This window comes from Dankookia rubra, assembly GCF_004355005.1.
In the GTDB taxonomy this organism is placed as follows: Bacteria; Pseudomonadota; Alphaproteobacteria; order Acetobacterales; family Acetobacteraceae; genus Paracraurococcus; species Paracraurococcus ruber_A.
In genome coordinates, this window is sequence record NZ_SMSJ01000020.1 from 81,323 (window position 1) to 91,101 (window position 9,779).

The following is a 9,779-nucleotide window of genomic DNA, read 5'->3' on the forward strand; positions in this document are numbered from 1 at the left end:
GTGAGGGTCGCGTGAACTACCGCCACGCCTTCCACGCCGGCAATTTCGCCGATTGCATGAAGCACGCGCTGCTGGTCTGGCTGCTGCGCGCCCTGGCGGCGAAGGAGAAGCCCTTCCGGGTGCTGGACACCCATGCCGGCATCGGCAGCTACGACCTCTCCGAGGCCTCGGAGGCCGAGCGGACCGGCGAATGGCGGCGCGGCATCGGCCGGCTGCTGTCGGTGGAGGACGGGCCGCTGGCCGACTACGTCGCCCTGGTCCACGCCGCCGGGGCCCAGGCGCGCTATCCCGGTTCCCCCGCTTTGGTCGCCGGCCTGCTCCGGCCGCAGGACCACCTGCTGGCCTGCGAACTGCACCCCGACGACGCCGCGACGCTCCGCGCCGCCTTCCGCCGCGACCCGCAGGTCGCCGTCCACCACCGCGACGGCTGGGAAGCGCTGAAGGCACTGACCCCCTTTCCGGAAAAGCGTGGCCTGGTGCTGGTCGACCCGCCCTTCGAGCGGGAAGGCGAGTTCGAGCGGCTGGCGCAGGGCATCGCCCTGGTCTCCCGCCGCTTCCGCGGCGCCGTGCAGGCCTGCTGGTACCCGATCAAACATCGCGCCCCGGTGCGCGCCTTCCACACTGCACTGCAGGAGAGCGGGGTGCGCGACCTGGTCGCTGCCGAGTTCTGGCTGCGCGAGCCAACCGACCCGCAGCGGCTGAACGGCTGCGGGCTGCTGGTCGCCAACCCGCCCTGGAGATTCGAGGCCGAAGGCGGTGCCATCCTCGCCGCGTTGCTGGAAAAGCTTGGCGATGGCGAGCCGGGCCAGGGCTGGGCCATGACCCGAATCGCGGAGGAATAGGCATGGCGCGGCTCGCTGTCCTCGGCGCCGGCGCCTGGGGCACCGCGCTGGCCCTGCAGGCGGGGCGTGCGGGGCAGGCGGTGACGCTCTGGGCGCGCGACCCGGCACGGGTGGCGGCGATCACTGCGGCCCGGGAGAATGCCCGGTACCTGTCGGGCGTGGCTCTGCCGGCCGGCCTTGGGGTGACAGCCGACCTGGCCCAGGCGCTACGGGGCGCCGAGACCGCCATCCTCGCGGTTCCGGCGCAGCACCTGCGGGCCTTCCTCGACGGGCTGCCGGGCAAGGCACCGCCGCTGGTCCTGGCCGCCAAGGGCGTGGAGCGGTCGAGCCTGCTGCTGCCGCTGGAACTGGTGGAGGCGCTGCGGCCAGGCCTGCCCGCCGCCGTGCTGTCCGGGCCGAATTTCGCGCATGAGGTCGCCGCCGGCCTGCCCGCCGCCGCCGTCGTCGCCAGCCAAGACGCGGCGCTGCGGGAACGGGCGGGCGACCTGCTGGCGACGCCCGGCTTCCGGCTCTATGGCTCTGACGATCCCGTCGGCGTGCAGGTCGGGGGTGCCACGAAGAATGTCATCGCCATTGCGGCGGGAGCGGTGATCGGCGCTGGGCTCGGCGAGAACGCGAGGGCGGCGCTGGTGACGCGCGGGGTGGCGGAGCTGTCGCGACTGACCGTGGCGCTCGGCGGCCGGGCGGAGACGGCGGCGGGGCTTTCGGGCCTTGGCGACCTGCTACTGACGGCCTGCGGCCCGGCTAGTCGCAATACCTCGCTCGGCATGGCGCTGGGGCGTGGCCGGGGCTTGGCGGAGGTGCTGGCGGAGCGCGCCGGCGTGACAGAGGGCGTGGCGACCGCGCCGGCGATGGTGGCGCGCGCCGCGGCGGCCGGGGTGGAACTGCCGATCTGCCAAGCGGTCGCCGACCTGCTCGCCGGCGGCCTGACGGTTGCCGAGGCGATGAGGAGGCTGCTGGCCCGGCCGCGACGGGACGAGTAGCGCTTTTCTTTTTTGCGCAGGTTCACGCCTGAAGGCGCGGAGGCCCCCCCGCGATCGGTGCTACGCCGCCTGCTGAAGCGTCGGCGCCATGTCCGCCACCGTGGTGCGGTGCAGGTCGCGCACCTGGGTCGAATCGTAGCGCCGGGCGCGGTGCATGGTGACGCGGTTGTCCCACATCACGAGGTCATGCGGCTGCCAGACATGGGCATGGACGAACTCACGCTGGGTCGCGTGCTCGGTCAAGTCGCGCAGCAGGGCGCGGGCTTCCGGCACCGGCCAGCCCTGGATGGCACCGGCATGGGCCGAGAGGAACAGCGAGAGCCGCCCGGTACGCGGATGGCGGCGCACCAGACGCTGCGGCACCGGCGCCCATTTCGCCAGTTCCTCCGCGGTGAAGTCGGTGAAGCCCAGCACGCCGCGGCTGTAGATCTGGCTGTGCTCGGTCACGAGGTCGCGGACCTGCGCCTGCATCGCCGGATCGAGCGCATCCCAGGCGGCGCGCATGTCGGCGAATTCGGTGTTGCCGTCCTGCCCCGGGATCACCCGGGCGGAGAGCAGCGAGAATTTGGCCGGCGTCGCCTTGAAGCTGCTATCGCTGTGCCAGAGCATGTTGCCGAGCGAGAAGAGCCGCTTGCGGTCGTCCCGCGCCATGACGCTGCCGTCCTGGTGCAGGTTGGAGATGTCGTTTACCTCCATGGACAAGCGCCGCGCCTGGCCCTGGACGATGTCGCCGGTGGCCAGTTCCAGCGGGCCGAAATGGCGGCTGAAGGCGACCTGCTGCGCGTCGTCTATGTCCTGGCCGCGGAAGACCAGCACGCCGTAGCGGTCCATGCCCTCCTCGATCGCCGCAGCCTCGGCGGCGGAGACGCCGGCGCGGATGTCGACGCCAGAGGCCTCGCCGACGAAATCGGGGCGGGCTGGGTTGGCGGGGCGGATGGAGAGGGTCATGGGCCGGGTTCCTCGTCGCGGGGTCTCTGCCCCTTCTGGCGGCGCCCAGTTTAGCTCCGGACGCGGCGGCCGGCCATGTCACCGATGCGCGCTGACGCCGACCTGGCGGCATTGCCGCAGCAGGGCGCAGGCGGAACAGCGCGGCCGTTCCCCGGTGCAGACGAATTTGCCGAAGGGCACCAGCCGCTCGTTGATCTCGATCCAATAGCGCTCCGGCAGCGTCGCCAACAGCGCCTGCATGGTCCGCTCTGGCGTCGTCGTCGCCACATAGCCCCAGCGGTTGGCGATGCGGTGGACATGGATGTCGACCGAGATGGCGGGCTTGCCGAAGCCGACGCCGAGCGTCAGCGCGGCAATCTTAGGGCCGACGCCGCGGAGCGCCTGCAGCCCCTCCATGGTGTCCGGCACCGCCCCGGCCTCGGCGATCCGGCGCGAGAGGGCGAGGATGTCGCGCGCCTTGGGCTCAGGGAAGGTCGCGCCCTGCAGCAGATCCACCAGTTCCGCCTCGGGCAGCGCGGCCATCGCCGCCGGCGTACGGGCCCGGGCGAAGAGGCGGAGGCAGACCGGCGTCGTCGTCTCGTCCCGGGTACGGGCGGAGATCAGCGCGGCGACCAGTTGCTCGAAGGGAGAGGCATGGCCTTGGTCGCGCAGGTCGAACATCGCCGCCTTGGGCAGGCCGGCGGTCGCCTCGCGCAGCAGGCGGAAGACCAGGTCGATGTCGAAGGGGGCCTTGCCGGGAGGTGGGGCTGTGTCCATGCCGCGCCAACGCCGGAGGAGCGGCTCCGTGCGCCAAAGGTTGGGAAGGGAAAGCCATTCCCTCGTCGAATCCTACCCCAGTTGTTGGGGCGAGGCACTCGTCACGCGGCAATGGCCGACTCACAGATTTGGATCAGGGGTCGGGGAAGAATACCTTCTTCCCGGTTTTGCCGACCTCAGTGCGGCCCGGGATCCGGCAGCAGCCCCGGCAGCAGATCATCCGGCCGCGCCGCCTCCCGCCGCGGCTTCGCCGGCGCGGCGGGCGCCTTGGCCACGACCTGGCGCAGCCGGATCAGCTCATCGAAGATGCGGTCCATGGTCTGCCAGAGCGGCTCGTCGCCCTGGCGTTCCGCCATGACAAAGCGATGCGCGGCGAGCGTGACGTTCAGCGTGCCGCGGGTGCTCTCCGGGCGCCGGCTGCGCATCTGCACCAGCGCCTTCTCGACCTCCTCGACCGGCACGCCGAAGCGGGCAGCGATCTCGCCGGGTTCGGCCCCCTGCCGGCGGAACGCCCGGGCCTTGGCGGCCTCGGCTGGGGTCAGCGCAATCTCCGGCCGCAGCGCCTGGGTCCGCCGCGACATCTCGCCCGAGCCGCTGCCCGGCGGCTTGCCCTTGAACGGCATCGCGGTCCCTCTCGCTTCGCCTGCAAGGTGAAGCGAGAGAACGCGCAATGGTTCCCTATTCGGCAGCCTGCTTTGTTGCCTGCGTCCCCGGTCGGCGCACCTTCAGCCGGCGGATCCGCCGTGGATCGGCATCCAGCACGCGGAACTCGAGGCCCGAGGAATGCGAGACCAGCTCGCCCTTGGCTGGCACGCGGCCCGCAAGGGTGAAGACCAGCCCGCCCATGGTGTCGATGTCGGCGGCGCGTTCCTCGTCGGTCAGCACCGTGCCGCCCATCCGCGCCTCGAAAGCCTCGACCGGCATGCGGGCATCGAGTTCGATGGTGCCGTCCGGCCGCTCGACCATCTGCGGCGGCCCCTCCTCGTCGTGCTCGTCCGAGATGTCGCCGGTAATGGTCTCGACCAAGTCCTCGATCGTCACCAGCCCGTCGATGCCGCCGTACTCGTCCACCACCAGCGCCATGTGCACCCGCGCCGTCCGCATCTGCAGCAGCAGGTCGAGCACCGGGACAGAGGGCACGGTGAACAGCGGCTTGCGCAGGATCGCCTTCATGTCGAAGGGCTTTTCGCCACCGACGCTGGCGAAGACGTCCTTGATGTGAACCATGCCGACGATTTCGTCGAGCTGGCCGCGATAGACCGGGTAGCGGCTGTGGCCATCCCGCTGGATCAGCCGGATCGCCTGGTCGAGCGTGAAGTCCTCCGGCATCGCCATGATGTCGGCGCGCGGCACCATGACGTCGTCCGCGGTCTTGTCGCGCAGTTTCAGGACGTTGCCCAGCACCGCGCGTTCCTGCGCGCTGAACTCGTCCGGATGGCCGCGGCCGTTGCTGTCGCGCGGGAGCTCCTCATGCTCCTCGATCAACTCCTCCATGCGGTCGCGGACGCTCTCGGCCTCCCGCTTCCGCAACAGGCCCTGTAGCCGCCAGAGGATGCCCTGGCGCTGCTCGCGCGCCTCGCCGTTCGACATGCTCATGCCGGCACCCCCCGCCAGGGGTTGGGCAACCGCATGCGGCGCATAGCCCGGGCCTCGGCGCGCTCCATCCGGCGCGCCTCGCCTGCGCCCAGGTGATCGTGCCCGATCAGGTGCAGGGTGCCGTGCGCGACCAGATGGGCAAAATGCGCGTCCGGCCGCTTGCCGGCCGCGACGGCCTCCCGCCTCACCACGCCGAGCGCGAGCGCGATGTCGCCGAGGTGATTGCCCACGCCCGGGAAGCTCAGCACGTTGGTGGGCTTGTCCTTGCCGCGATGCTCGCCGTTGAGGCGCTTCAGCTCGCGGTCGTCGGTCAGCAGGACGCTGACACTGCCAGCCTCGCCGCTCTCGCGCAGCGCTGCCGCCACGGCACGCCGGGCCAGGGCCTCGGCCCGCGGCACCAGGCGCCGCCAGGCCGGCTCGGCCGTCACGACCTCGACCACCAATTCGGGGGGGTCTGCGTCGTCCTCGTCCATGATCCCGGCAAAGGCGGGGGAGATCTCCCCCGCACCGCCAGGACGTCTACTTCCCGGTTCCATCCTGTTCCTTCTTCCCCCGACGCCCCAGCTGCTCCGCGTAGGTTTCCCTGCGCTGCTCCGCAGCCTGGACATCGGCCCGCCCGTAGGCCGAGACAATCTTCGCCACCAGGGGATGGCGCACCACGTCCCGCTCGTCGAAGCGGGCCACCCCGATGCCCGGCACCCCGTCCAGGATGCGCAGCGCATCGATCAGCCCGCTCTGCTGACCGCTTGGCAGATCGACCTGGGTCGGATCGCCGGTGATCACCATCCGCGTTCCCTCGCCCATGCGGGTGAGGAACATCTTCATCTGCGCCGCCGTGGTGTTCTGCGCCTCGTCCAGGATGGCGAAGCAATGGGCCAGCGTGCGGCCGCGCATGAAGGCCAGCGGCGCGATCTCGATCTCGCCGCTGGTGATCCGGCGGGCAACCTGTTCCGCCGGCAGCATGTCGTGCAGCGCGTCATAAAGCGGCCGCAGGTAGGGGTCCACCTTTTCCTTCATGTCGCCGGGCAGGAAGCCCAGGCGCTCCCCGGCCTCGACCGCCGGCCGCGACAGCACGATGCGGTCGACCCGGCCCGCCTGCAGCAGGGCAACGCCCTGGGCAACGGCCAGGTAGGTCTTGCCGGTGCCGGCCGGGCCGACGCCGAAGACCATTTCCTGGCGCGACAGCAGGTCGATATAGGCGGCCTGGGCCGGGCTGCGCGGGGCAATCGCCGCCTTACGGGTGCGGATCTCGGGCACGTCCTGCAACGGCAGGCGCGGGTCGTTCTCCGCCTCGCCTTCCGCCATCCGCAATGCCGCCTCCACATCCGCCGTGGTCACGCCCTGCCCCTTCTCCAACCGTCGCCAGAGCGACCGCAACGCCGCCTCGGCGACTTCGGTGCTCGCCGGGGTGCCGGCGATGGTCAGTCGATTGCCGCGCGACCCAAGCTTTATCCCCAGCCGCTGCTCGATCCGCACCAAGTGGCGGTCGTGTTCCCCGTAGAGCAGGGGAAGCAGGGCGTTGTCGTCGAACTGCAGGGTGACGGTCCGCTGTTCGGGGAGGGAGGGGACAGGGCGCGTGATGGCGCGCGCGTCTCCGGGCCTGAGGGCGATGGCGGCGGGGTTCAAGCGGGCGCGGGCTCCTCTGCGGGCTGGACGTTGTCGGCATCGCGCCCGGCCGCCAGCAGGCCGGAGAGCGAATTGGGATGCGCGGCCAGCACCGTCACGGACGCTTCCGTGCCGACCAACCCGAGCTGGCCGGAAAGGTGCAGGGGCTGCAGCCAAGGGGTACGGCCGGCGACCTGGCCGGCATGGCGGCCGGGGCCGGTGAAGAGCACAGGGAAGGTCATGCCGACGCGCGAGCGATTGAACGCGTCCTGCTGGTCCCTGAGCAGCGCCTGGAGCGCCTGCAACCGTGCATCCTTCTCCGCCTCCGGCACCTGATGTGGCGCGCCGGCAGCCGGTGTTCCAGGCCGGGCGGAGTATTTGAAGCTATAAGCCTGGGCGAAGCCGACCCGGCGGACCAGCACCATGGTCTGCTCGAACTCCGCCGTCGTTTCCCCCGGATGCCCGGCGATGAAGTCGGAGGAAAACGCGAGGTCCGGCCGGGCCTCCCGCAGCCGGTCGGCGATGCGGAGGAAGTCGTCGGCCGTATGGCCGCGGTTCATCGCCGCCAGCACCCGGTCGCTGCCGCTCTGCACGGGCAGGTGCAGGAAGGGCATCAGCTGGGGCAGTTCGCGATGGGCCGCGATCAGGTCGTCATCGACGTCGCGCGGGTGGCTGGTGGTGTAGCGCAAGCGACGCAGCCCGGGGATCTCCGCCAACGCCCGCAGCAGCCTGCCGAGCCCCCAGCTGCGGCCATCCGGACCCTCGCCGTGGTAGGCGTTGACGTTCTGGCCCAGCAGCGAGATCTCCCGCGCCCCGGCGGAGACCAGGCGCCGCGCCTCGGCGAGCACCCCGGCGACGGGCCGTGAGAATTCGGCGCCGCGGGTATAAGGGACCACGCAGAAGCTGCAGAACTTGTCGCAGCCCTCCTGCACCGTGAGGAAGGCGGTCACCCCTGGCGGCGCCGCGGCGTCCGGCAGGTGGTCGAACTTGTCCTCGGCGGGGAAGTCGCACTCGATCACCGCGCCGGCGGCGCGGCTGGCGCGGGCCACCATCTCCGGCAGCTTGTGGTAGGTCTGCGGGCCGAGCACGATGTCGACCCAGGGGGCGCGAGCGGTGATCTCCGCGCCTTCCGCCTGGGCGACGCAACCGGCGACGGCCAGCACCATCTCCCCGCCCGCCGCGCGCTTCGTCGCCTTGGCCTCGCGCAGCCGGCCGAGCTCGGAGAAGAGCTTCTCGGTCGCCTTCTCCCGGATGTGGCAGGTATTGAGGATGACCATGTCGGCGCCGTCCGGCGTCTCGGCCGGGGCATACCCGATAGGCGCCAGGACATCCGCCATGCGGCCGCTGTCGTAGACGTTCATCTGGCAGCCCCAGGTCCGGATGAACAGGCGCTTCCGGGGTGGGGTGCTGGTCGTGGTCATGCCGGGTAAACACTCCGCCGCCCCGGCCGCGAAGGGGTGCCGGGGAAAGCGGGGCAGATGCGCAAGGCGCGCCCCGGGGTCAAGCGCCCGATGGGGCCGGCGGTGCCAGGACGGGCGGGGGCCGGCAAAAGGTTGCGAATCGTCTCACGATCAAAGCGTCCGCCATGCGCGGCCCGCTGGTCAAGCAACGCTTTGCGGCAGCCGCGGCGCGAGGGGGGTGGCGGGGCGGTTGCGCCGCAACTGCTCGGCGCCCTCGCGGACGATCCGCTGCGCCTCGCGCGCCAGGGCCTTCCGGTTGGCCAGCCGTTCGGGGGCGAAGGGCTCGTGCAGCACCACAGTCACCCTGGCGCCGCTGCGCCGGGCCAGTCGCCAGAAATGGCTGGCGATCTCCATGTCGCCGTACCAGGCGAAGAGCGGCCGGTCGCGCCGGCAGGCCGGCAGCCCGCCCAGCCGGTCATAGACCACCGAGACCGGCTGGATCAGCCGCGCCCCGTCGGCAATGGCGAAAAAGGACGACCGGAAGGGCAGCTCCCGCGTCCCGTCGTTGCTGGTGCCTTCGGGGAAGAGGATCAGGCTGTCGCCGGACGCCATGCGGGCGCGCATCACCGCCGCTTCCTGCCCGGTGGCGCCGCGGCTGCGGCTGACGAAGACGGTGCGCCCGAGCCGCGCGAGCGTGCGGATAACCGGCCAGGTGCCGACCTCGGCCTTGGCGACGAAGGCGGCGTCCAGCACCCCACCGAGGACGGGGATGTCGAGCCATGAGGAATGGTTGGACACGAACAGCACCGGCCGGTCGCGGCAGGGGGTGCCGACCACTTGAACCTTGAGCCCGATCAGCCCGGCAGCGACGCGATGGTAGAAAACCGGGAAGCGGGACTTGGCATGCCCCGGCAGCAGCATCAGCACCGCTTGGATGGGCAGGCAAAGCAAGGTCCAGAGCAGCATGCTGACCAGCCGCCGCACGGCGCGGACCCGCCCGCCGAGCGGGCGTTCGGTGAAGACCTCGAACAGCCGACCGCCGGGCAGGCCCTGGCCGAAGCGGATGGGCTTCCGCCGGCGCAGGCGGCGCGGTCGCAGCGCGTCAATGGGGGCATCGATGGGGGCGCGGGCCACGGCTTCCATAGGCAATTGCGATACCGCGGGCCCGACGACGCGGCAATGACGGCGCCATGACGGCAACGTGACAACCGGACAGCCCATCAGGCGCCGGGGTCAAGCGCCCGCAGGACGATCCCCTCGGTCAGCACCTGCGGCAGCACCGCAGGTTCGCCCCCGCCGGCGGGGTAGACCAGATAGAGCGGCACTCCCTCCCGCCCGTTCTCGCGCAACAGCGCGCCGATGGCGGCATCGCCATTGGTCCAGTCGCCCTTGAGATAGACGAGGTTGCGGGCGGCGAAGGCGGCCTGGACCGGCGCGGTCCGCAGGACCAGTTGCTCGTTCACCTTGCAGGTGATGCACCAGGCGGCGGTCAGGTTGACGAAGACCGGGCGGCCCTCGGTCTGCAGCGCGGCGACGCGCGCGGCGGACCAGGGCTCGACGCCGGCCTCCGCGCGGGCCGCAGGCGGCGCGGTGGCCAGCGCCGGCAGCAGGGCCAGCGCGGCAATGGCCGCGGCGGCGGCCAGCGCCCG

General features: G+C 71.5%; 11 protein-coding genes. 2 read left to right on the forward strand and 9 right to left on the reverse strand.

Features of this window, described 5'->3' with window-relative positions; genetic code table 11:
* Nucleotides 1-11 precede the first annotated feature (11 nt).
* Both E2C06_RS16515 and E2C06_RS16520 read left to right on the forward strand, forming a co-directional pair.
* A complete protein-coding gene (locus E2C06_RS16515; RefSeq protein WP_133289709.1) occupies nt 12-842 on the forward strand; it encodes a 23S rRNA (adenine(2030)-N(6))-methyltransferase RlmJ in 831 nt (276 codons plus the stop codon).
* A gap of 2 nt (nt 843-844) precedes the next feature.
* Complete coding sequence (locus tag E2C06_RS16520; RefSeq protein ID WP_133289710.1) at nt 845-1,825, forward strand: NAD(P)H-dependent glycerol-3-phosphate dehydrogenase; 981 nt, start codon at nt 845-847, stop codon at nt 1,823-1,825.
* A gap of 60 nt (nt 1,826-1,885) precedes the next feature.
* Here E2C06_RS16520 and E2C06_RS16525 read toward each other — a convergent pair whose 3' ends face one another.
* The 9 genes from E2C06_RS16525 to E2C06_RS16565 all read right to left on the reverse strand — a co-directional run.
* Nucleotides 1,886-2,773, reverse strand: coding sequence for a TauD/TfdA dioxygenase family protein (locus E2C06_RS16525; RefSeq protein WP_133289711.1), 888 nt, complete (start codon nt 2,771-2,773; stop codon nt 1,886-1,888).
* 78 nt (nt 2,774-2,851) lie between these two features.
* Nucleotides 2,852-3,529, reverse strand: a complete 678-nt coding sequence (locus E2C06_RS16530; protein WP_133289712.1) for an endonuclease III domain-containing protein — start codon at nt 3,527-3,529, stop codon at nt 2,852-2,854.
* Between the two features lie 176 nt (nt 3,530-3,705).
* Nucleotides 3,706-4,152, reverse strand: a complete 447-nt coding sequence (locus E2C06_RS16535) for a sigma-70 family RNA polymerase sigma factor (RefSeq protein WP_133289713.1) — start codon at nt 4,150-4,152, stop codon at nt 3,706-3,708.
* Between the two features lie 55 nt (nt 4,153-4,207).
* Entirely contained in the window at nt 4,208-5,125 is a 918-nt protein-coding gene (locus E2C06_RS16540) for a hemolysin family protein (RefSeq protein ID WP_133289714.1), read from the reverse strand.
* The gene (gene ybeY / locus E2C06_RS16545) at nt 5,122-5,598 is read right to left on the reverse strand and encodes an rRNA maturation RNase YbeY (RefSeq protein WP_241671320.1); all 477 of its coding nucleotides are present in this window, start codon (nt 5,596-5,598) and stop codon (nt 5,122-5,124) included. The genes E2C06_RS16540 and ybeY overlap by 4 nt, the downstream gene beginning before the upstream one ends.
* A 46-nt stretch (nt 5,599-5,644) precedes the next feature.
* Nucleotides 5,645-6,706 carry a PhoH family protein gene (locus E2C06_RS16550; RefSeq protein WP_133289729.1) on the reverse strand — a complete coding sequence of 354 codons (1,062 nt, stop codon included), beginning with the start codon at nt 6,704-6,706 and terminating at the stop codon, nt 5,645-5,647.
* Nucleotides 6,707-6,747: 41 nt separating this feature from the next.
* On the reverse strand, nt 6,748-8,151 hold the full coding sequence (gene miaB / locus E2C06_RS16555) for a tRNA (N6-isopentenyl adenosine(37)-C2)-methylthiotransferase MiaB (RefSeq protein WP_133289716.1): 1,404 nt from the start codon (nt 8,149-8,151) through the stop codon (nt 6,748-6,750).
* Between the two features lie 180 nt (nt 8,152-8,331).
* Entirely contained in the window at nt 8,332-9,273 is a 942-nt protein-coding gene (locus tag E2C06_RS16560; RefSeq protein WP_133289717.1) for a lysophospholipid acyltransferase family protein, read from the reverse strand.
* A gap of 77 nt (nt 9,274-9,350) precedes the next feature.
* A partial coding sequence (locus E2C06_RS16565) for a thioredoxin family protein (RefSeq protein ID WP_193560468.1) occupies nt 9,351-9,779 on the reverse strand: 429 nt, incomplete at its 5' end.